This window comes from Sulfitobacter sp. M85 (assembly GCF_029285915.1).
Lineage (GTDB): Bacteria > Pseudomonadota > Alphaproteobacteria > Rhodobacterales > Rhodobacteraceae > Sulfitobacter > Sulfitobacter faviae.
Window position 1 is genome coordinate 22,079 of sequence record NZ_JABECQ010000010.1, and the last position, 21,899, is coordinate 43,977.

18 protein-coding genes and 1 pseudogene are annotated in these 21,899 nt (G+C 62.7%); 2 read left to right on the forward strand and 17 right to left on the reverse strand.

What is annotated here, in order from left to right; genetic code table 11:
* From HKX24_RS15880 to HKX24_RS15895, 4 genes are all read right to left on the reverse strand, one after another.
* On the reverse strand, positions 1 to 2,334 hold the full coding sequence (locus HKX24_RS15880) for a relaxase/mobilization nuclease domain-containing protein (protein WP_276154187.1): 2,334 nt from the start codon (positions 2,332 to 2,334) through the stop codon (positions 1 to 3).
* Complete coding sequence (locus HKX24_RS15885; protein WP_276154188.1) at positions 2,321 to 2,914, reverse strand: transposase; 594 nt, start codon at positions 2,912 to 2,914, stop codon at positions 2,321 to 2,323. The genes HKX24_RS15880 and HKX24_RS15885 overlap by 14 nt, the downstream gene beginning before the upstream one ends.
* A 562-nt stretch (positions 2,915 to 3,476) precedes the next feature.
* Positions 3,477 to 3,683 (reverse strand): hypothetical protein, encoded by a 207-nt coding sequence (locus tag HKX24_RS15890; protein ID WP_007120662.1) that lies wholly within the window; start codon positions 3,681 to 3,683, stop codon positions 3,477 to 3,479.
* A 536-nt stretch (positions 3,684 to 4,219) separates the two neighbouring features.
* Positions 4,220 to 5,149, reverse strand: a complete 930-nt coding sequence (locus HKX24_RS15895; RefSeq protein ID WP_108887248.1) for a DUF2493 domain-containing protein — start codon at positions 5,147 to 5,149, stop codon at positions 4,220 to 4,222.
* Positions 5,150 to 5,836: 687 nt separating this feature from the next.
* On the opposite strand from HKX24_RS15895, the gene HKX24_RS15900 reads away from it, so the two are divergent.
* Both HKX24_RS15900 and HKX24_RS15905 read left to right on the forward strand, forming a co-directional pair.
* Positions 5,837 to 6,919, forward strand: coding sequence for an ATP-binding protein (locus tag HKX24_RS15900; RefSeq protein WP_276154189.1), 1,083 nt, complete (start codon positions 5,837 to 5,839; stop codon positions 6,917 to 6,919).
* Complete coding sequence (locus HKX24_RS15905) at positions 6,825 to 9,290, forward strand: S8 family peptidase (RefSeq protein WP_081536349.1); 2,466 nt, start codon at positions 6,825 to 6,827, stop codon at positions 9,288 to 9,290. Before HKX24_RS15900 ends, HKX24_RS15905 begins: the two co-directional genes overlap by 95 nt.
* 166 nt (positions 9,291 to 9,456) lie before the next feature.
* Here the strand turns inward: HKX24_RS15905 and HKX24_RS15910 are convergent, their stop codons facing one another.
* The 13 genes and pseudogenes from HKX24_RS15910 to HKX24_RS15970 form a co-directional block, all read right to left on the reverse strand.
* Positions 9,457 to 10,185 carry a DUF736 family protein gene (locus HKX24_RS15910; protein ID WP_276154190.1) on the reverse strand — a complete coding sequence of 243 codons (729 nt, stop codon included), beginning with the start codon at positions 10,183 to 10,185 and terminating at the stop codon, positions 9,457 to 9,459.
* Positions 10,186 to 10,309: 124 nt separating this feature from the next.
* Complete coding sequence (locus HKX24_RS15915; RefSeq protein ID WP_234163389.1) at positions 10,310 to 10,612, reverse strand: hypothetical protein; 303 nt, start codon at positions 10,610 to 10,612, stop codon at positions 10,310 to 10,312.
* Positions 10,613 to 10,712: 100 nt separating this feature from the next.
* Positions 10,713 to 11,174 (reverse strand): hypothetical protein, encoded by a 462-nt coding sequence (locus HKX24_RS15920; RefSeq protein ID WP_234163388.1) that lies wholly within the window; start codon positions 11,172 to 11,174, stop codon positions 10,713 to 10,715.
* 1 nt (position 11,175) lies between these two features.
* On the reverse strand, positions 11,176 to 11,562 hold the full coding sequence (locus HKX24_RS15925; RefSeq protein ID WP_276154191.1) for a DUF6878 family protein: 387 nt from the start codon (positions 11,560 to 11,562) through the stop codon (positions 11,176 to 11,178).
* A 121-nt stretch (positions 11,563 to 11,683) separates the two neighbouring features.
* Entirely contained in the window at positions 11,684 to 15,946 is a 4,263-nt protein-coding gene (locus HKX24_RS15930) for a strawberry notch-like NTP hydrolase domain-containing protein (protein ID WP_276154192.1), read from the reverse strand.
* A gap of 106 nt (positions 15,947 to 16,052) precedes the next feature.
* The gene (locus HKX24_RS15935; protein ID WP_071974127.1) at positions 16,053 to 16,328 is read right to left on the reverse strand and encodes a type II toxin-antitoxin system mRNA interferase toxin, RelE/StbE family; all 276 of its coding nucleotides are present in this window, start codon (positions 16,326 to 16,328) and stop codon (positions 16,053 to 16,055) included.
* Positions 16,315 to 16,614, reverse strand: a complete 300-nt coding sequence (locus HKX24_RS15940) for a type II toxin-antitoxin system RelB/DinJ family antitoxin (protein WP_276154151.1) — start codon at positions 16,612 to 16,614, stop codon at positions 16,315 to 16,317. Before HKX24_RS15940 ends, HKX24_RS15935 begins: the two co-directional genes overlap by 14 nt.
* Positions 16,615 to 16,717: 103 nt before the next feature.
* Complete coding sequence (locus HKX24_RS15945) at positions 16,718 to 17,374, reverse strand: hypothetical protein (RefSeq protein WP_276154152.1); 657 nt, start codon at positions 17,372 to 17,374, stop codon at positions 16,718 to 16,720.
* On the reverse strand, positions 17,374 to 17,967 hold the full coding sequence (locus HKX24_RS15950; RefSeq protein ID WP_276154153.1) for a regulator: 594 nt from the start codon (positions 17,965 to 17,967) through the stop codon (positions 17,374 to 17,376). Before HKX24_RS15950 ends, HKX24_RS15945 begins: the two co-directional genes overlap by 1 nt.
* Positions 17,968 to 18,043: 76 nt before the next feature.
* Positions 18,044 to 20,026: a ParB/RepB/Spo0J family partition protein gene (locus tag HKX24_RS15955; RefSeq protein ID WP_276154154.1), complete on the reverse strand. Its 1,983-nt coding sequence runs from the start codon at positions 20,024 to 20,026 to the stop codon at positions 18,044 to 18,046.
* 158 nt (positions 20,027 to 20,184) lie between these two features.
* A complete protein-coding gene (locus HKX24_RS15960) occupies positions 20,185 to 20,574 on the reverse strand; it encodes a DUF3768 domain-containing protein (protein ID WP_276154155.1) in 390 nt (129 codons plus the stop codon).
* 87 nt (positions 20,575 to 20,661) lie between these two features.
* A pseudogene (locus tag HKX24_RS15965) lies at positions 20,662 to 20,934 on the reverse strand (DUF6330 family protein).
* 23 nt (positions 20,935 to 20,957) lie between these two features.
* Positions 20,958 to 21,899: a zincin-like metallopeptidase domain-containing protein gene (locus HKX24_RS15970; protein WP_276154156.1), complete on the reverse strand. Its 942-nt coding sequence runs from the start codon at positions 21,897 to 21,899 to the stop codon at positions 20,958 to 20,960.

Sequence of the window (21,899 nt, forward strand, 5' to 3'; positions counted from 1 at the left end):
TCAATGGACCTGGCCCCGTTCGGTCTCGCCATCCACGTCTGTCGCGCGGTGTTTTTCATATTCGGCGTCGGCCAGATCATCGACCACCTGGCGCAGGGCCTCGGTATTGGCCGTCGCGGCATCCGATTGCAGATAGACCTTGGCGACATAGAGCCGGTCGAGGCGGTCCTCGAGTACCTTGTCCAGCGCATCGGCATCGCCGGATGTGAGCCGCTCAAGTTGAGGGTTATCAAGCACCCGCGCGATCTCGGTTCGGAAAGCATCTCGCTCCGCCTCCGTCTCGAAGGGCGCGGACAACTCTCCCGCCCGCTCATGGTCCAGAACACGCGCAATCTCGTCTGCGATGCGGTCGGAACGGTCAGACAGCGGCACCGTTTCATCGCGGGTGGCTAGACGTTCGTCACGCGTGCCAACCCCAAGCCCCTCGCGCAACTCGTTGTCGCGGCGAACCTGATTGATGGCCTCCGTGTCCCGGATCTCCACGACGGCCGCATAGGTCGCGCCGAGCCCACGGGCGAGGTGGGACGGCATGTCCGGATAGCGCTCCGAGACGTCATCCGCGACAGCATCTGCAACAGGCGTGCGGACATCGCGTCCCGCCATGATCCGATCGACTTCGCGGGTGATCTCGCTGGCGCGGGCCGCATCGGTGATGGTCTCCCGGTAGGGCTCAGACCGGTCGATCACATCGGCTGGGCGTGCGAGCAGCTCCGGATGTGCCTCGAGATACGCGCGTTGCTCCGCCGTGATCCGGCGCTCCGCTCGTGAGACCACCTCCCAATCCCGGTCCTCGATCTGCTGCGCGGTCAGACCCTCTGCGCGCATTTCCTGACGGATTGTCCCTTCCATCTCCCGGACCGCGTCCTCGTGATAATGGAACCGCTCGCTGACCGGTTCCGCTTCCACGACACCATCCCGGCGCAGCACGTTTTCCCGTTCCAGAAGCGTGCCGAGTTTGACATGCACATCATTGAGAATGTCGCGCGCCTGTTCCAGATCGGCACGGCGCTCGAGGTTCAGATCGCGCGCCTCGGCCACCTTGGAAAGATCATCGGCGATCCATTGATGTTCAAGCGCTGCATTTGACGCCCCGGTCTCGATCCGGGCGACCACTTCCGATGTGCTGATCCCGGTGCCGCGCAGCGCCGCGTCGATCCGCGACCGCAAGTGCGGCTCGGAAAGACGCTCTAACTGGCTCTCTTGGATGTTTGCCTCTGAGTAGACCCCGCCCTCCGAGGGCGCCTCTGACAACGTGCTCGAACGCAATCCGAGCGGCTGCATGTGCTGGACCTGCGTCTGGATCTCGATGAGGCGTTTTTCCAGCACGGGACGTTCCGTATCGGACTTCTCGGCGATCATGCCCTGCACCCGCGCCAGCTTCTCCGCATAGAGGCTTCTGAGATCCTCAAAGCTCTGATCCTCGGCCATATACACATCTCCTGTTCGGTCCACCTGCCCGCCATGCGCAAGCACCTCGCCCGCGCGGAAGAGTGCCGCCGCAATATCCTCGCGGGCTTCGCGCGAAGCCTCTGCAGCAAGCGAGTGGTAGACAGTTCTGGTGTTGGCGATCTCCGCGAGCGTCCGCGCCAGGTCGGCCCCCACGCGCTCCCGCCCGCGGGGCGCGCGACCCTCTTCTTTTGCCGCATAGACCTCGCGGGTCCGGGCGGGGTAATGCACAACACCGCGATCCACTCGGCGCGTGGCTTCCAGGCGCACGCCGTACCTTTCCGCCTCCTCGACCATGGCGAGGCGGAAGTCGTCATAGTTGAAGCGGTGGTTGCGCCCCAGAAAGAAGAACTCGCCTTCCTGCGAGCGGCGGTTCAGCACCAGATGCGCATGGGGATGATCGCGGTCCTCATGCACCGCGATGATGTAGTCGAAATGCCCTTCGCCCGTCTGGAAGAAGCGCTCCGCCACATCCGTCGCGATGTCGCGCACATCCTCGCCCCGCGTGCCGATGGGGAAGGACATGAGCATGTGCGTGGTCTGGCCCAGCTTGGGCTTGAAGCCTGCATCCCACCGCTTGGCGAAGCGCTCGGTAAGGTCCTTGATGTCACCCGCCTCGAGCTTCGCCTTGCCATCCAGGAACCCGCTGCTGTCGACGATATGGGTGGACTTGGTTGTGAGGTAATCGAGCTGGTTTGCGAGCTGCGATTTGGTATGCGTGCCCCCGCCCCGGATCGCCTTGAAGACCGCCGGACGGTGCCCTGCTGCCGCGCGCGTAAGCTGGGTCTGCTTGGCCACGTGCAGCCCTTGCATCGAGCCCCGGACGCGGCTCCAGCCATCCCGGAAGACCTCGCCCGTGACGACATGGACGGCATCATTCAGCCGCATGGGCAAATTCCCTCAGCGCGGCCGTTGCCTCCAGCTGCATCGCGTCGCGACGGCGCCGCAGGAGCAGGTCGATCTCGTCAGCAGAATCCAGAATGAACCGCGCCAGCCCGCGAATCTGCGCGAGGCGCAGTTCCGAAAACTCGGCACTCATGGAACCGTCAGCGCCCTGCCCCTGCCGGTTGGCCCGCGTCATCTGCTTGGCGATCTGTGCGACCCCGTTGCCAACCTCATGCAAAGAGGATCTGTATCGCGCCATCTCTGCTGCCATCTGCACGTCCGGAACGAACACCCCGCCTGCCGCCTGGATGAGCCGCCGCAGCCCCTCGGCACGGCTCTCGATCCCGGCCTCGGCCAGCACCTCGTCGAGCGCCACGAGCTCCGCAGCCGTGACCTTTACACTGACCGCTGAGACCGGAATTGCGGCATCCGTCTGGCGCTCGGCATCGGCTTTCAGGACGTAGCGCACGGCCCGCGATGTGACCTCGAAACGCCCAGCCAGCTCAGACGTCGACACACCCTCCGCGGCCTCGCGGACGATCTGCATCTTCTCCATCTCTGTCAGGCGTTTTGTTCGGGACATGCGGAAGAAAGACCCCCTATTTCCTGCCACCTTCCACCAAGGCTGCCCCCACCTTACGATAATATATCATACTGTCAATTATATACTTCTGTTGCATGCAGTCTCAGGCAGCCTTGGTGTCCGCTTCACGCCGCGGCCCGTAGGGACGCGGCCCTGCCGCCCCCACCACCGGGCGACCCACCTGTCCAATGGGTCCCCTTCCCCAGCAGCGCCCGGGGGTCTGGCCGAACACGCACGTGTTCGGACGGAACCGCGGGCGGGCGCAAACCCCACCGACAGGGCGGACAGGCAGGGTCAAGGAGGGCCAGATTTGGGCCCCAAATCTCTGCCGCAAAAACCGGGAGGCCCTGGCCGATAGGTTTTTGTGGATGGCCCCCTTGAGGCTGACTGGCCGGTCTGTCGCGGCCTGATCATTCCTAGCGACGACCGTCCTTTGAGCGCGCAGCGACCGGCACCAAGAGCAGGTCACCTCGGGCGATCTGACCGCCGGACACGGCATCCCTGGAACAGGGATCGGGCCGCCCCAAGATCGTCCTGGGGCGGCCCATCCTCGCCAGAGGATTTAGTCCTGGGGATCTTTCGCGCTCGGTGGGAACATCACCAGCTCCGAGACCGCGACCGGGAAGTCGAGCTTGAGGCTGAAGAACTCCGATCCATCCCCGTTGCGGGTGTTGCGGAACATCGCGCCCACGCGCTGAAAACGGGTGCGCTCCTGGCCATCGGTATCGGTGAACTTGACGGGAACGGTGGCGACGTAGTGGTTGGTCATTTGGGTTACTCCTTGTTGCGATAGGGATCACCCGGCACGGGGGCAAGAGGCCCGGTCGCAAGCGCAAATGCGGAGGGTCCGCGGCCCCGCCGTGGAAGCCGTATTTGTGCTTGCCGAAGCGTGAGCTGAGGGCACGATTGGGCCGACCCCGTGCGATCCACATCTATGAGCAAAAAGGAGTGATCCGGATGACCCCTGCCATCACGCCGCAGCCACCTTCCGCGTCCTAGTTCCGCCGATCCTGGCCGGGGTGCTGATGGAGCCCGCCCGCGTGGCTGCGATGTTCCGAAACACCCCCCGAGGGTTGTGCAGGTCTTCAGCCTCATGTGCGACGTTTCGACCCCTCGGTCTTGCGCTGCTGACGATGTGCGAGGTGCGCACCATCCCCAGCCCGTACCGATGCGGATGGGCCGAACTCTGACGGGCTGGGTAGAAGGATGACGGTGCTGGACGCCGTGAGCTGCCGATCAAGTGTGACCGATCGCACGCGCCATGAGACATGACGAAAGGGCCGCGCCAAACGCGACCCCCTCTCTTCAATCTTGCGCAGTCTTCTTCGCCGGGTCAGCAACCCGCATGACCGTCAGGCCTTTCGCTTCCGCTTTCTGCCCGAGGTTCAGCGCGACCCCGTTGCCGCCGAAGAGCACAACCCCCGTCGCCGCGAACTTGTCGTCCAGCATTTCGTCGTTGCATTTGAACGGTGCCGCCCGTCCGTGAGCGGACCAGCGCGGATCGAAGCGCGCCTGCGCGATACCCCGTGCCCGGGCCCACCGCGCCGCAATCATCTCCGCCCCGTGCTTGCCACCCTTGTGGCAGAGGAATATCTCCTGATTGCGGTTCTGCTTGATCCGCTCGCGAACCTTGTCGAGCGTATTGAAGATCACATCGACATCGGTCCAGTCGGTGGCGCCTGAGACGATCAGGGGCACCCCCTCGACTTTGGATTTCTCGGCAGTCTCGCGGTCGTGCTGCTCCAGGAGCTGCCGCGCCTCGAAGACCGCCCCGGTCTCTTGCGCCCGGGTGCTTGCGCGCGATCCGGCTGCCGGGATGAAGGCGTGGCCCGTCTCGACCTCGTAGCATTCCGCTGCGGCCTCGCTCATCACCTCGATTGCGCCGACGATATCGCGCAGCTGCAGAAAGCGCGACTGCGCCTCTTCGAGCGCGGTCTCGGCGATCTCGGATCCATCGTGGGATTTTGCGAGCGCGCCGATCTTGTCAGCGGTGCGGTCGACCTCCTTGCCGAGCGCCACCTTGCGGCGCTGCAGGATCGTGGCGAGCCCGTGCGCCAGCGGTTCGATTTCCGCTTCGAGCCCGGTCCCGCGCAGCTGCCCGAGCAGAGCCTCGAAGCTCTCGCGGATGATGCGGTCGGTCAGAACGTGATCCTCCGGGATCGGCAGCTGTGCGTCCTTCTCGGTCAGCCCGAAAAGCTCGATGGTCTCGTAGGTGTTTGCGGTGTCGTAAGCCATGTTCTTATCTCCAGTGTTCGGTTCCAAGGCCTCCACGTGAGTGTGGGGGCATGGCCGAATGCCTGGTTTCCGAATCTGCCCGGGTCAGGGACGGCGCAGCCGCCGGCTTGCCGGGCGCAAAAGTTTTCCGAGCGCAGCACCCGACACAGGCCCGCGCTCACGCACGGGATCGCCCCAAGCCATATGTACCGCCCTCGCCGAAAAGTTTTGCGATCCTTGACGCGGGCTGATTTGGGGGCCATCCGGAGGATATGCTTCCGCACTCATGTGTGTGTGTTTTGACGGTAGGTTTGCCCGACCCGAGCAGGCAAACGGCCCGACCGGACGCGGGAGACGGATGGAGTGGCGGGATCGTTTTGCTCTCAAGCAAAACAGAGCAGAGCGCAATCCGGCGGAGCGGCCGGGGAGGGACGTGCTCGCGAGGCGGGCAAACCGGGGGCCTAGGTGCAACGCCGCGGTGAGGCCGCATGGCCGAATGCGCGACGGACCGAAGGGCCGTTCTCCCCTGCGACACGCGAAGCCGAGCGGGGGAGGCCGCAAGGCAAGCATCCAAGTCGATGCTCGAGAGCACAAAACCGACACACTCTGCTTCCAAACAGCGCAAATTGTCTGGTCTGCTGAGGGGTTCGAATGTAGAAAAGACCTTAGTATCATTGAAAATGATCATTCAGAAAGAGCAACTCGACCTTGGCTTCCGCCCAACAACTCATCGGTCTCGTCAAGAGCCACGCAGAAGGGGACGCTGATCGTTTTTACGATCTGGCGATGCAACTCTCTGCGGCTGAAGAGCAGAAGGGACATACCCGGCTGGCTGAACAGTTGCGACAATGGGCCGAAGCGGGACAGAAGCCGCCTTCGAAGCGAACCCCTGCGATCACTCCTATCGCAACACCCCGCGGTGATCTGGCGGAGTTCCTTGCCGCGTCCTATCCGACCGAGCGCCTCGTCGATGTCATCTTGCCAGACAGGATTGAGAGCGAACTCGCGCATCTCGTTGTAGAGACACGAATGCGCGAAAAGCTCGAGGCGAAAGGGTTGAAGCCACGGCGGCGCGTTCTCCTCTCCGGTCCTCCCGGAACCGGCAAGACCCTGAGTGCTTCAGCGCTTGCCGGTGAGCTGCAGTACCCTCTCTTTTCGGTCATGCTCCACGGACTGATCACAAAATTCATGGGTGAAACAGCGCAGAAGCTGAAGATGATATTCGATACCGTCAAGACGACGCGCGGTATCTATCTCTTCGACGAAATCGACGCTTTGGCCGCGGCCCGGGGCGGTGAGAACGATGTCGGTGAGGCCCGGCGGGTTCTGAACTCGTTCCTGCAATTCCTGGATGAGGATACCGGGCCTTCGATCGTCATTGCCACTACAAACCTGCCGGGAATTCTTGACCGCGCTGTGCTGCGCCGCTTTGATCTTGTTTTGCCATATGTCATGCCCGATGGCCCTGCCATTCGGCAGGCGCTCGAACGCCGTTTGATCGGCTTCTCACTCGCTCGCATGGGATGGAAACGGGTTATAGACGTTGCCACAGGCCTCTCAACGGCCGATGTTGTGGCAGCGGCGGAAGATGCCGCTCGACGTGCTGTTCTGAATGATACCGACAAGATTGCGACACAGGATTTGCTTGATGCCCTCGAACGCCGACGGTCGCTCCAAGAACTAGGGACCGATGACAATGGCACGAGACCTTCGGCACTTCCACCTTCGCAATCTCGGACAACCTCGCCCGTTCCAAGCAAAGGGCGGGGGCGGGTCCAAAAGACCAAGTGATGTCCCCAATCGCGCGGCGCACGCCCAAGCATTGCTTCAGGCCATCGACGCGCTGCCAGATATTCCAGCAGCCGAACTTCCCGGCGTCTATCTGGAAGTACGCTCGCGTATCGACGAGCGCCTGAAGAAAGGCAGCCTCGACGCTAGTGGCCTGACTCTCCTTCGCGTCGCCGAGACCCCTGATCCCGGTGGCACCGAAGAGCGCGCGACGGTGTTTGCGACAGCCAAGGGTATTGAAAAGCTGCGCAAGAAGGTCGAGCAGTTTCGGACGGAAGACACACCCGACCGGGAAAAGGATGGTGAATTCATCCCAGGCCGTCCGAAGAACGCGGATCTAGTGCAGAGCGTCGCTGCCATCACGGAAGCGGGATTGCGTGCCCTCTGGCGCAGCCCTTCAGGCAAATTTCCAGCAGCGGATGTTGCGACCGTCTGGGAGGTTTGGCTCGAGCCTCAAATGACCGAAGGTTTCGTCGCGGCCGCACCAAACTATGGCGTTACCGTGGGAGCAGATCGGCTGGAGTTTCCCGAAGATATCGTTGTGATCGTAGAGGCCGATCGCAATCAGCTCGCCCAAGCCGTCCGCCGACTAGGCGGCGTGCGCGCCCTTGCTGCTCCCACCATCACAGCGGATTTCTTCGACGGCTTGCCGGTGGCAGAACAGGCGCAGTGGGTCGACGAACTCGCGGGTCGTACGACCTACACTGACAATCCCGATCCTAGCTACGTCACGCTTTTGGATACCGGTGTCAGTCGCGCGCATCCTCTCATTCAGCCGGCGCTCAGCGTGGATGACCGACATGCCGCCAACCCGGCCTGGGGGCTGGAGGATGTGAAGGGCCATGGCACGCAGATGGGAGGACTGGCGCTCTTTGGAGACCTGACGCCGAAACTGCACCAGGCGAATCCGGTTTCTGTCGTGAACCGTCTGGAATCCGTGAAGCTGCTGCCTGATGCAGGGATGAACCCGCATCATCTCCTCGGCGCGGTTACCAGGCAGGCGATCAATACAGTAGAACAGGTCGGCCCCCGGCGCCGGACCTTCACCATGACCACGACGACGGGTGAGGACACCCCGCATGACGGCGCGCCGACGTCATGGTCGACGGAGGTCGATCAGCTCGCCGCCGGTGTTTCAGGTGAGGTGAAACAACAACGCTTGGTGCTTGTCTCCGCAGGGAATACCGACAACTTCACCTTTGGTGCCGGAAACTACCTGGACCGATGCGATCACGAAGACAACGAAATCGAGTCGCCGGCCCAGGCATGGAATGTTCTGTCTGTTGGGGCCTTTACAGAGAAGACCGTACTGCCAGACGGAGAGCCGGCCCAGGCGCTTGCACCATTCGGCGATCTATCGCCAGCTTCGAGAACTGCATCGTGGTCGTCCCATTGGCCGAACAAGCCGGACGTCGTCCTTGAGGGTGGAAACTGGGCGCTAAGTGCCATGCCACCGCCAATGCGGCATGGATGGTTATCGCTGCTTTCGACTCACCACAATTACCCAGTCCGATCCTTCACATTCACCTTCGATACCAGCGCGGCGACCGCGCTTGCCGCGAAGGATGTAACGGAACTCTGGTCGGACTATCCGACGCTTTGGCCCGAGACAGTGCGTGGTCTCTACGTGTCGTCAGCGCGGTGGACGCAGCAGATGCGTGCGCATCTGCCGGCCCAGCCAAACAAGGGTCACTTCACGCCCCTTTTTCAGCGCTATGGGTATGGAGTTCCGGACATGGCGCGTGCCCGCCGCAGCGCGTCGAACGCGCTGACCCTCATCGTGGAAGATACGATTACGCCGTACGGGATTTCAGAGAAGACCGGCGGTGATGTCCACAATGAAATGAAGCTGTTCGCCCTTCCCTGGCCCGTTGAGGCTTTGCGCGCGCTCGGCAATGCCGATGTGACCTTGCGGGTGGCACTCAGTAGCTTTATCGCTCCGAACCCGTCCGAAGCCTCGCGCGGCGTTCGGTATCGCTACGCGTCCCACAACTTACGTTTCCAACTCAATCGCGCTGGCGAGAACGAAGCCCAATTTCTGGCCCGGATCAGCAAGGCGGCCGAACAGCCCGATGGTCCTGCAAGCGACGAAGATGATCTTTGGGACTTCGGTAGCAATCGGCGCCATGTCGGGTCGCTCCATATAGATCAGCTGACATGCAGGGCTTCAGATCTGGCGCGGCGCAACTTGCTGGCTGTTCACCCAGTCACCGGTTGGTGGAAGTCGAAAAAGCTTCTCGCTGAGAGTTTGCCTTCCGTACGCTACGCACTGATTGTGGAAATCGACGCAGCAGAGTTGGACACCGAGCTCTACGCCGAGGTTCAAGTTGCTGTTGACGCATTGATTGCCGCTCAAGCAGTTGTACAAGTCTGACTTTAATCGAAACTCCGCGCGGCACTTCCGATCTAGCAGTCTCATCTACACCGGAACGCCATATGAAGTGGCAGTTCGATCGCTCTATTGAAGCAAGCACAGCAAAAGGGGAACCGTGAACCCACGGCTCCCCTTGCAGTTCAGATGTTCAAGCCTCGTACCAAGGTCACGCGACCAGCGACAGCCCCGCGCCCGCATCGTGCGACGGCTCGCCGCTGTCGATGAACGGGATAATCGAGAAGGTCTGGCCGCCGCGCTGTTCTTCGTTCTGCACGGCGTTGACGCGCAGGTCGCCATCAGGCGTGTTGATCAGCAACGACAGGTAGTCATTGCCAGTGCGGCTGCTCTTGGCCATCCAGGCCGAGCCGACCCGGATCGGCTTGCCCCGGGGCGAGCTGACCTCGATCCGGTAGTCGGGGTGGGTCTCCTCGGTCTTGTAGCTGTTCTCGATCAACATGAACTCCAGATCGAACATCATGTTGGCGATGTAGCCGGTGAAGGCGTTGTCGGCGTCCATCGCGGTCAGCTCACCCGAGATCGAGCCGGATTTCATCAGGCCGTTCGAGACCAGCGGGATGATCTCGAATTCGTCGCTCTGCGCCGCGCGCGCCTCTTTCGTCTGCACCGCGTTGACCCGGAACGGGCCCAGGCCGACATCGATCTGCATCGAGATGTAGGGGTTGCCGCTGATATTGCCGGTCTCGTTCCAGGCCGTGCCGATGCGCACCTTGCGGCCCGACTTGTTGACCGCGGTCACATCAAAATCCGGGCTGCGTTCGGACATCTTGGCCCGTGCCTCGAGCTGGATGGCAATGTCAAAGCGCGTCGAATGGATCATGCCGGTGTATTCGGCGGCTGCGGTCTCGACGTTGCGGGTGAGGGTTCCTGCGAACATGGGATGGTTCCTTTTGGATTGGCCGGTGCCTGACGTCCTTGCCAGCGCATCCGGGATTGCTTTCTCGACCCCTCATGGGATCACAAATCAGAAAGCCTGCTTTCCTTTCAGCCCCGCCCACGGGTCAGAGCTGCCGTCCCAGTGGGAATGCCACGATGCCTCCGGGTGCGACGCCCCTCCCCTGCGCGTCTGGTCTTGATTGGCTGCCCGGATTTTCCGCGCTGTCCTTCGATCGCGCGATGAAGAACTCCGCCTCTTTTCCGTTCAACCCGTGCCCGCCCCGGTCGGTCAGACCGATGCAGCTACCGTTTGGCAGATAGGTGATGAGGTACTGACCGAGCCGGTCCTTGTGGACAACGTAGCCGGTATTGGCCCAATGAACGGTCTGACCGGCATCGACGGCCGCCTTGATGTCTTCGAGTGTCATGCGATCCTCCTCAAGAAGAATGGTGGGGAAACGACGCAAGAAGCCCGGTCGTCCAACCGGGCTTCCATGCAGCATTTGTTTGGCAAACGGCCGAGAGCTGTCAGGCACCTTGCGTGGCTTGCGTCGCGCGCGCCGCCATCCAATCTTTCAGGCCAAGAACCGTTCGTCCGGAGGCGACCTCGGAGGCCCAGGCAACCCTTGGATCGCCGCAGGGCTCGGAGCCGACATGCCGGTCGATATGGCCATTGGCCATCCATGGCTCGGGCTGGATCCGTCGCAGCCAGTCTGCCATGCTCGGGATGCGGCCCTGGCAGTCTTCGCGGACATGCTGTTCGCCGATCCAGCGCACGGGGATGTCCCGACCAGCGCTATTGGTCAGGGTCAAGCCGAAGACACGTTCGGCCTCAAACAGGCCTTGGGCATGATGACGCATGGCTCGGTGCGTGAAGAGCGCGAGGTGCTCTTTCGAGGCGTCAAACCAATCGTGCACGGCCTGATAGTCAGACGGCACCCCGCCGAATTTCCGGGCAGAGCTTTCAGCATGATGAAGCGGATGGGCCATCTCAAAGCCCCTCGTCATAGCTGTGCGAGCATTCGACATAGCGGTCGGCGTGATCGAGGGTGATGCTGTCTGCTGCAATGTCCCAGGTCAGCGTGCCGTAGCCGCCCTCGTTGTTCTCGAACCCCGGGTGATGGTGATAGGCGAGTGACCAGGCGAAATCACCGACCTCTGTCGCAAGCGCCTCCGACAGTTTGACCTCCGCAGGCTGCACCGTCACATCCTCGACATTGCCAGAATCGCCACAGCCTTCGTATTCGGCAGTGACCTCGTTGATGCCAAGCGCACGCAATTGCGCAAGCAGCTCCGTTCGGGTTGCTTTCAGGGTGGTTTCGCGCTCGGCGCGCCACTGAGCCGCCATTGCGGCATAGTCGATCTGGGGATTGGTCATGGGTCTGTCCTCTTGTCAGAAGTTAGGGGGCCAGGCGTCGCATTGGTCAGCGCGCGCCCGGAAAGCGCAGACCGGCCAAACCCCGATCCGCGACGCCCGACCCAAAGCCCGCTTTGACTTTTCAGGCGGCTTGGTCTGCCGCCTTGCTGGTTCCCTGCCCCACGATCCGTGCCAGAATGCCCAATGTATCGACCCCTTCCTCATGCGGCAGGAACACCCGCAGCTGGAAGGCGATGATCTCGGTGAAGCAGCCGAGGGCTTTGAGGCCATCAATCATGCCCCGATCCGCACCACCAAGCTCGAGGCGCATCTCGCCAGCGACCCGGCGGCGGGTCAGGGTCAGGCCGCGGCCCAGATCGACAGGCGCGGTGGTTCCGAGGGCTGCGGTCAGCATCTCCTGCGGCGTTTGCGGGTTGGAGACGAGGAAGCGGGCGCGCAAGGCCGCTGCCCCTTCCTCGCTCAGCGTCCGCCCGATCATGGCGGTCGCCCCATCTGGCGTCACACGGTAGATACGCTCATTGGTGGTCGGAATGTCCTTCCAGATTGGCAGCAAGAGACCAGTGAGCAGGTAAAGCTTGGTCGTGGTGGTTTTTGGCAGAGACGCAGCCTCGGCATCCCAAAGCCGCGCAAACTCAAGCTTGCCGATCTCTTCCCAGGCAGAGGCTTCAAATCGCGTCTCTCCGAGGTAGCTGGAACCGTTCGGCCGCACCGCCTTGCGCATCAGCGTGACGATATCCTCGTCATACATCTGCATGGGCCGCGCCGAGATGAGCGCCGCGCGGCCGGAAGCGCGATTGACCATGGGGAGCTTGTCGGGATTGCGCGACAGGGCGTCATCCGCCGACAGCACGTGAACCGGATCCGTCACCTCGAGCCCGATGATCCGCGTCACAGCGCCGGATTTCGGGCAGGTCCAGAGCTCCTCGGTGGAGACCTGCTCGATCTTTTCGCCACGCAGGGTTTCGACGCCGAGATCGAGCGTTCCCGCCGCGCGCGCCCGTTCGGTCTGATCGGCAATCCGCCTCATGAATTCGGCAAACAGTGCGTTCTGCATGTGGATGGGAAGGGCCAGAACCCGGTTGAGAAACCGCTGGATCGGCGGAAGCTCCTCGAGTAGCACCCCGTCCTTGTCGATCAGCCGCAGCGCGGTCCAGTCGGTGAAGCTCTCATAGCTCATCGCCTCGGCGCGACCGGCGGCAAGATCGGCGTAATAGCCGCGCAAAGCCGCCCGCGCGATCGGGCTTTCAAGATTGTCCTCCTCGCGGAACATGCCTTGCGAGCCGGTTTCTCGCTGGCCCTTGGTGAGCGCCCCCAGCTGGTCGAGGCGTTTCGCGATCGTCGAGGTAAAGCGCTTCTCGCCATGCACATCGGAGGTGCAGACCCGGAAGAAAGGCGCGCTGACCTGGGCCGATCGATGCGTGCGACCCAGCCCCTGGATCGCCGCATCGGCGCGCCAGCCAGGCTCCAGCAGGTAGTGCCGCCGCCGCTTCTGGTTCTTCGCCGTTTGGGCCGCGTGATAGGACCGGCCCGTGCCGCCCGCATCGGAGAAGATCAGGATATCCTTTTCACCATCCATGAAGGCTTGGGTCTCCGACGAATTGCTGCTGGCGGCGCGCTTTTCGATGAAGAGATGGCCATCCGCGGCCTTGAGGGGCCGGATGGACCGACCCGTGACTTCAGCGACGGCCTCGTCACCAAAGGCCCAGAGGATCTGATCCAGCGCCGACGCGATCGGGGCCAGCGTCATCAACTCCATCATGGCCGCATCACGCAGAGCGAGCGCCTCGCGCGAGACGACCAGCGCGCCGGTCTCGTCGCGTAAGGGTTCCGCTACCATGTTGCCGTCGATCTCGACCAGCTTTTGCGCGTGGATCGGGAAGGCTTGTTCGAGATAGCCCAGAACATAGTCGCGCGGCGTTAAGGCACCCTCGACGAGCTCGTCTTCTGCGTCCATCGTTTCAAGTCTGCGCTTCAACAGGCTTTCGCCCGTCGAGACCACCTGGACAACGCAGGCGTTGCCTGCGGCCAGATCCTCCTCGATGGCGCGGATGATGGTCGGGGCTTTCATGCCCATCAGGAGATGATTGAAGAAGCGCTGCTTCGTGCTCTCGAAGCGGGACTTGGCCGAGGCGCGAGCGGCCGAGGCATTGGTCTCGCCAGCGGCGTCATTGACGCCAGTCGCAGTCAGCGCCGCCTCGAGATTGTGGTGGATCGTCCGAAACGCGCCCGCATAGGCGTCGTAGATCTCGATCTGAGCCGGGGTGAGCGCGTGTTCGAGCACGTCATACTCCACGCCGTCGAAGCTGAGGGCGCGGGCCGTGTAGAGCCCGAGCGTCTTGAGATCGCGCGCGACCACCTCCATGGCAGCGACACCGCCCGCCTCCATCGCTGAAACGAAGCTCTCGCGGCTCGGGAAGGGGTATTCGGGTCCCTGCCCCCAGAGCCCCAGCCGCGCGGCATAGGCCAGGTTGTGCACGCTCGTGGCGCCCGTGGCCGAGATGTAGAAGACGCGAGCACGCGGTGCGGCCAGTTGCAGCCGCAGGCCCGCAAGACCCTGCTGCGAGGGTTTGGCCCCCCTGCCCTGCTCGGACCCTGCCGCGTTCTGCATGGCATGGGCCTCATCAAAAGCCAGCACGCCTTCGAACTCCGCGCCCATCCAGTCGAGGATCTGGCTCAGCCGCGTGGTGCCGCATTTGCCCGCGGACCGCAGCGTGGCGTAGGTGACGAAGAGGATGCCACAGGTCACGGTGATGGGCTGGTCCGGTTTCCATTTGGAAAGCGGCTGGATGTCGGCTGGCGAGCCGCCAAGGTCGGTCCAGTCGCGGATCGCGTCCTCGATGAGCGTGGCGGATTTGGAGACCCAGATCGCCTTGCGGCACCCGGCCAGCCAGTTTACAAGGATGAGCCCCGCGCATTCGCGCCCCTTGCCGCAACCGGTGCCGTCGCCGAGGAAATAGCCAAGGCGATAGGCACGAGCATCCGGGTCATCATCGGCGCGCGTCAGCTTGGTCTGGTCTTCGTCGATGGTAAACCGACCGGGCAGGTCGCGCCCATGGGCATCATGCGCCATGATGATGGTCTCGAGCTGCGCCTCGGAGAGATGTCCCTCCTCAATCAGCCTGGCGGGCAGGCGCAATTCCGCACTGGCCGCGCCAGAGGGCACGGGCGGCGCCACAGAAGCCATGGCGATGCTTTCCACCAGCGGCGTGGGATGTTCCTGTGCGCCCGCGATCTCAATCCGCTGCGGACAGTAGCGCGCATAAATATCCGAGACGGGCGTGTTGTCGCGCGCGATATCCAGGCTCGTGAAAGTGAGCGGGATAGCCGCATTGTCCCGAGGTTTGGAGATGGCGGCAGGCACAGCGGCGGTCTTGCGTGGGGCAAATGATGGAACGGTCGGCCGAGCAGGACTAACCACTGCCGCCCGTTGGACTGCGCGCATCTCGGTCCGGGTTGCGGCCACTGCATCGACATATGCCAAGGCCTCATCCAGATCCTGCGCAGGGACGCGGATCATTTCGCCGTCCTCCTGCACCTTGTCGAAGACCATCAGTTGGGTTTCCACCGAGGTGCCGAGCTTGCGGTAAACCTGTCCCGGCATCGTCAGTGCCAGGCGCGGCGTCAGGAGGCCGCAAGCGCGGCACCAATGCGCGGCATCGCGGTCGTGCGTGAACCCCGGCGGCATGATCGCCACCAGGCGCCCACCTGGTGCCAGGCGCTTTGCAGCCGCAATGAGATGTTTGGCAGCGATGTGCTTGTCGCGGGATCGGTCGACCGAGGAGGCAAAAGGCGGGTTCATCACCACGACGTCGGGTAGAACCGGTGTCTGCAGCAGATCGTCGATATGCTCGCCGTCATGGCCCGTCACCTCGCCGCTGAAAACCACCCGCAGGAGGCGCTGGCGAAAAGGGTCGATTTCATTGAGCAAAAGCGTGCCACCGGCCCGGGCGGCAAAAGCAGCCAAGGCACCGTTGCCAGCCGAGGGCTCAAGCACGGTCTCGCCTCTGCGAATGGCTGCCGCCCGCAAGACCAGCGCCGCAAACGGCAGCGGCGTGGAAAACTGCTGCAGCCGGATCTGCTGCTCTGACCGGCGGGTTTCCGTCAGAAGCCTTGAGGCAAGCAGCTTTGCAGCGGCGATGTCACATGCCGCGCCGTCCCCACGCAGCAGCACCTGGATGGCGGCGGCCTGCATCAGGTCGTAGGCCATGCGCCAGTCCCAAGCACCGCTGGCATCGCTGCCATGGAACGTCTCGCGCATGATACGCGCGAGCGCTGAACTGCGCAGGGGTTGGTGGTCGATCTCCGCGCCGATCTGCGCGAGGGCAGAGGTGAGGTTAGCGTCGGATTCAACAGGATTGGGGAGCGCTGAGAGAGGCTTGGACATGGGAAATTCCTTTGGATCAGGGTCTGAGTTCCAAAGGACAAAAAGCCCGCTCTACACTTTGAAGGCGTAGAGCGGGCAATTTCTTAGCGGGGGGCCTGCACCCCGATCATGGCCACTGCTGCGCAGCATGAAGAACGCGCAAAATGGTCACCATCTCAGGGCTTTCAGCATAAACCACGATGTAGTTCGGCCGAACAACCATCTCCCTAGTCCCGTCCACACGGCCCGCGCGGTACATCTGAGGGCGTTCTGGAAGGAGGGACGTCTTGTGTTCAATCTCGTCTTTGAGAACTTGGGCGGCATCCGGGTTGTCGTCAGAGATGTAGTCAATGATTGCCAGCAAGTCGGCTATGGCCGTGGCTTTCCATTCAAGATTTGGCAAGGCGCTTCCCGTCAATCAATGCCTGGGCGTCTTGCATCGCCGTGGCATGGGGCGTTGTGGGCCTTGGATCGTCCAGCGCTTCCTGTACCTTCGCCCGGAACCAGGCGTCATAGGCATCCGGATCAGCGGTCAATCCGGCAGGCAAGCCGCCCTCTGCGGCCACGCGGGTCAGAAGAATACGCACCGCGTCGGAGAGCGTCAGACCGACGCCCGCAAGTGCGTCCGAAGCCTGTGCTTTCAGCTGATCGTCAACACGGACATGAAGCATGGATGTTTGGGCAGGCATGGATGGTCCTCCTATCGTTCACATTGTGTATCTCATTTGAGATACGATTTCAAGTCGGCAGTATGTGCGCGCGCAGTCCCGTGGTGTTGTCTCAGCGGGAAACTCAGCCACCCTGCCCCGCCAGGAACTCGGCCAGCACCGGGCTGGCCGCCCCCTTCGCGGAGCTGAGCAGCTCCGAGCCCGCAAGCGAGGCCTTTGACAGGCGTACGAGCCCACCAGTTTCCTCGATGCGGTAGCAGCGGCGTTTTTGCCGCCCGCGCCTGTAGTGGGTCGCGATGACAATCTGGCAGGTACTGCCATCGGAGAGCGTCACAGGTGCTGCGAGCTTGATCTTGTCGCCTTCCTCGTAGTCCGGGATCGACGCCCAGTCCCGGCAGCGCTGACGCCAGTCCTGGGCGTAGCTGTCCGGGTCTTTCAGGTCGGAGAGGAGCTCGATCAGCCCAAGGGGAGCACGAGACTCGTTCGGGCCAGCGCTTTCCTCCATGTCCTTGTAGCCCCAGAAGCCGTCATCGTATCGGGTGAGGAAGACAGCGCCAAAAGTGATCGACCCGTCCGCATCGGTCACATAGGTCGTGTCTTCGACAGGGGTGCCGTCGAGATTGATGACCTTTGCCGCCGCGTACCAAGTCGAACCCACCTTGCAGGCTTTGACCAGTTCAGTTTTGCGCGTGTCGCCCTCGAAGGTGCACAGCCGAGCAATCTCCGCTTTCTCATCCGCGTAGGATTTGACGCGGCCGTCGGTGTAGAAAAGCCATCCCATCACGCCGCCCTCCGGTCATCGATTTCCATCAGCGCATCGAGTGGCACGCGATAGGGCTGCATGGCGTCGAAATCCTCGCAATTGCCGCAGTTCTGCACGATCGCGAAGGTGTCGCAGGCATCCTTGAGAATGACCCGGAAGGTGCCGCCGAGGCCCGAGGGCACCTCGTAGGTCCCGCCGATGAGATAGTCCGAAGCCCGGCGCACGAAGACGCGGATGCTGTGGCCATCGGTGGCGAGCCGGATGGCCCCCCGCCCCCGGTCGATGAGCACCTGCACGTCATCCAGGATGTCGGTGTAGAACTGGCCGGTCAGATCGCGAAACGCCATGCGGCGCTGCGCCATCCAGTCGGTGTCCCGAAACGGGTTCATGCCTTCGGCGAAGGCGAAGGACGGATCGGCCTGTTCGGTGGTGACGATGCGGGTGGTCGTGCCATCGATGCCGTTTGAGCGCAGATGCACACCATTGCCGACGATGAGGATCAGGGCGGGCCTGTCCACGGGTCCGTTCCAGTTGGGCAGGAAGGTTTTGCAGGCGCGCGCATGGGCGATTTGCGCCGCGACAGCGGACGCAGAGAACTTGAGAATAGCCATGGGGATGTCTTTCTGTTCGGTTTGGAAGGGTCGACCCGCGCGGGTGGCATGATCCACGCGCGGGTCGCGTGAGGACTCAGGCCGCTTGCGGGACCTCGCTGTCAGGCTCCGGGGTTTCCGCAGCGGGCTCCGCCTCATCAGAGGCGACACCGTTGGTCTGCATCATCGGCGGGCACCAGGCGGCCACGGCAGCGCGCTGCGCGTCCGTCAGCGTGGCGAAGGGTTCGGCGAAGAGCTTGTCGCAGAAGGCGACGATCTCCTTCTTGCTCGACGAGGCCAGCGTCACCGCCTCCTGGGCGAGACCCAGATCCTCGCCGAGGATCTTCAGGAGCCAAGCCTTCTTGAAGCGGTTGAAGAGCGCCGCATTCGGCGTCCAGTGGGCGCGGATGTCGGGCATGATCTCGATCTCGAACGCATGCATCAGGCTGTCGCGCTGGCGGTCTCGCGCGAAGCAGGACTGCGTGGTGCTGGCCGTGGCATAGGCCACGAGCTTGGCCTTCTCGCCGGCCTCCAGCGCGCGAAACGCCGCGAACTGATCGGCGGGCGCGCGGGCGTCATCGAGCCAGGAGAGATCAAGTGCATCATGCGCCGCCGCCACCTGCTCGAGCGAGGTCTCGTCGATCTCGTCCATCTTGGCATGGCTGCGGTATTCCTTGCGGGCATCGATCTTGATCGCCTGCGTGACACTCATGCCGCTGGCCAGAACGTCACTGACCAGCTTGAAGAGCGTCAGATCGAGCGTGGCTTCCGGATGCAGCGCCATCGCGGCCCCAAGCGCCATGGCTCGCTCGGTCTTGAGGTCCTCAGCCAGTGAGGCTGGATAGGTGATTTCGTCCGGGTCCGGGGCCTCCTCCCCGGTCGGGCTAGCCGAGGAGCCGCGCGCGCCCTCCTCTTTGACGGTGTCCTCTCGGCGGACGAGACCAACATGGAGCGTGATCTGCCCACCCTGCCACGACGCGATTACCCCAGACCGCGCTAGGTCCTCGGCGCTGTAGGCCTCCTGCAGATCGCGCGCTTCCTCTTCCAAGGCGTCCACGCGCTCGTAAAGCGCGTTGTAGGCACCGTCCTCGAGCCCCTCATCCTCCATCTCGAGCTGCAGTTTCTCGAGTTCGGCGGTGATCTCATCGATGCGCTTTTGCGCAGCCTCATCAGGCTCGATCGGGCCGGGATAGACGCGGCCGTAGTCGGCCATGGTCGCGTAATCATAGCGGACCATCGCATCGGCCCAGGCAAAGCCCAGCTTTATGCGGGCCTCTTCGGCAGCGGCACCGAGCTTTTCGAGCAGGATGGTCTCGACCAGCGCCGCATCCTCGAGCACGGAATGCTCTTCCAGAAGGTCAGCCGCGACTGCGCCGCCACGCGCCTCGTAGTCCGCGCGCACGAAAGCCCCGATATCATCGCTGACCTGCACCCCGCGGGATTTGAGCGCCTGACGGACGGAGTAGGCCTGCAGGTAGCTGTCTTCCTTGGTGAGTGCCTCGTAGACCTCCTTCTGCACCTCCTGGCTGGGATGCTCGGCAAAGGCCTTCATCGTATCGAGCGTGATCGTCTTGGCCCGGGCCACGGCGCGGATGTCAGCGTGGATCAGACCGTAGCGCAACCGGCCTTTCACAGCGGCGACGGTCGTGCCGAATGTCTTTGCGATCGTCTCGGGCGTCTGGCCGTCGACCTCCATCATACGGGCGAAAGCCTCGAACTCGTCGATGGCATTCATCGGCGCCTGGGTAATGTTCTCGGCGAGCGACAGCGCCGTGGTGGCGTCGCTCTCCTCAGGGACAAGGCGGCAGTCGACCTTGGTTTTCGCCGTGAACCCCTTGCTGGCCTTGTCAGCGATCAGCTCCTTAAGCGCGGCATGGCGCCGGCCACCGGCGAGGACAGCATATTTGCCGTCAAGCTTCTGGACCAAGAGCGGCTGGAGTAGGCCCAGCACAGCGATGCTGGCCTTCAGATGAGCGATGTTCTCAAGATCATAGGTTTCCGGCGCGTTGCTGCGCACATTGGCGGGGTGAGCTGTCAGATCGCCGATGGCGACGGAGACGGGTTTGAAACTTGCGGTCATGGGATATCCTTTTCGGTGGATGATGTGGGGCCCGCGCGTTCACGCGCGTGACCAATCCCCGGCATCGGGGATCACCACGACGAAAGGCCCACTCTCCCTTTAAAGGGCCAGCGGGCCTTCATTTGTTGGCTTGTTGGGGGAGGAGTCCCCCTGCCCCTCTACCAGTCGCGCGCCATCATGATGGTCAGTACGCGCATGGTGGTGGCGGGATTGTCAGGGGTCTCAGCCCCGTAGCGGAAGTCGGAATCCGCCTCATAGAGATCAATTTTCCAGAACACGGTCTCGCCGCGGATCTCAACCGGCCCGAAATCATGCCAGCCCTCCGGGTCGTTCTCGGGTTCGAACGTGTCGAACATGCCCGTAGCCTTTACCGCCTCGGCTATGAAGCCGTCACCAGCCTCCATAATCGAGCGGGTGACATGCATGCGGCCCTGTATGGGCTGCGCGGGCGGCACCCCGAGGCAAGCGAGCTTGCGAAACGCATCGTTTTGCGCCGCGATCACGGTCGGATCTGGACGGTCTGGCTGGGGTTGAACGATCATGGACATAGGGATCTCCTTTGAGAAGTTGAAACACCCTTCACGAAGTCCGCTTTTTCTTTTCCGCCGGGCGGAAGGTCCGTAGCCGAAGGTGCCTTACCCGAACAGCCCCTTGGGTCTGTAATTCGGGTTGGGGATGGTTTCGATCCAGCCGCCCTAGTCCTTGATGCTCTCAAGTGCCGCCGAGAGCGGATAAGCGCCCTCAGACGCGCTCCACCAATAGGCACCGCGTTTGAAGGTGATGATCTTGCGACGGCCGTCTTTGAGTTCGCGCCGGTCCGCGAAACGGCAAACTGTCCGGGGGACAGTTTGAGGCAAGAACGGGCGGAGCCCGGCCAGCCGCAGCGTCTTGGGTTCCTTGCGAGACATGCGAGTCTCCGTTCTCCGTGTGGTCAGGCGGCCTCGGCGCTGCGCCCTGCCCTGCCGGCCTCCGACCGTGCGATCAGGTAGTCGCAGGCGCGCTGCGCATCAGCGGCGTGCTTAAAGATCGCGCCCTTGTCCGACCGAAGAACGCGCAACCAGTTGTGAAGGTAGGCAGCATTCATCTCGAGCGTATGCGCCGTAAAGCCAAGTTCCTGACCCAGGAACACCGAGGTCAATTCCGCGACGATCTCCTCGCGCGCATAGGACGTGTTGCCAAACTTCGAGAACCCGAAATCACGGTTCAGTCGATGGGGGGCTTTCGTGGCATGGGCCAGCTCATGGGCCCAGACCCCGTAGAAATTGCGCGGATCCTGGAACCGCGTGATGGACGGCATGTAGACCTTGTCCACGGGCGGCAAATAGTACGCTTCTGTTCCTGTGAAGACGGTCGTGATGTCGATGGCGTCAAAAAACGCCTGCATGTGCGGGATGGGCTCGGACGGAGGATGCTCAAGCACCGGGTCCGGCTCGGGATGGAAGCTATCCGGCAAACCCTCGATCTGGCAGGCATTGAACACGCGGTAGGATTTCTGGAAGCGGAATATACGGGCTTCCTCGGAGTGATCATCCTCGTCACTGCGGTCATGCTCATCTGCGCCCGCGTCTTTCCGGCTTTGACCGTAATAAACGACGACAGAGGATTTTTCGCCCTTGCGGACCTTTGCGTCCAACGCATTGGCTTGCGGCAGCGTCATCCAGAAGGGAGAGCTGTGGCCCGCCATCACGGTCCGCATCGTCAGCAGGAAGTTGTTCACTCCCCGGTAGGGTTCACCGCCCACGCGCAAGGGTCTGGAGCTACCGCCAGCCGTCCAGGGCTTGCGCCAAGGCAGAACGCCGCGCTCGATGATACGGATGATTTCGTTGGTGATGAACTCGGAGGCATCGAATTTGGGCGTGCGGGATCGGGCCAT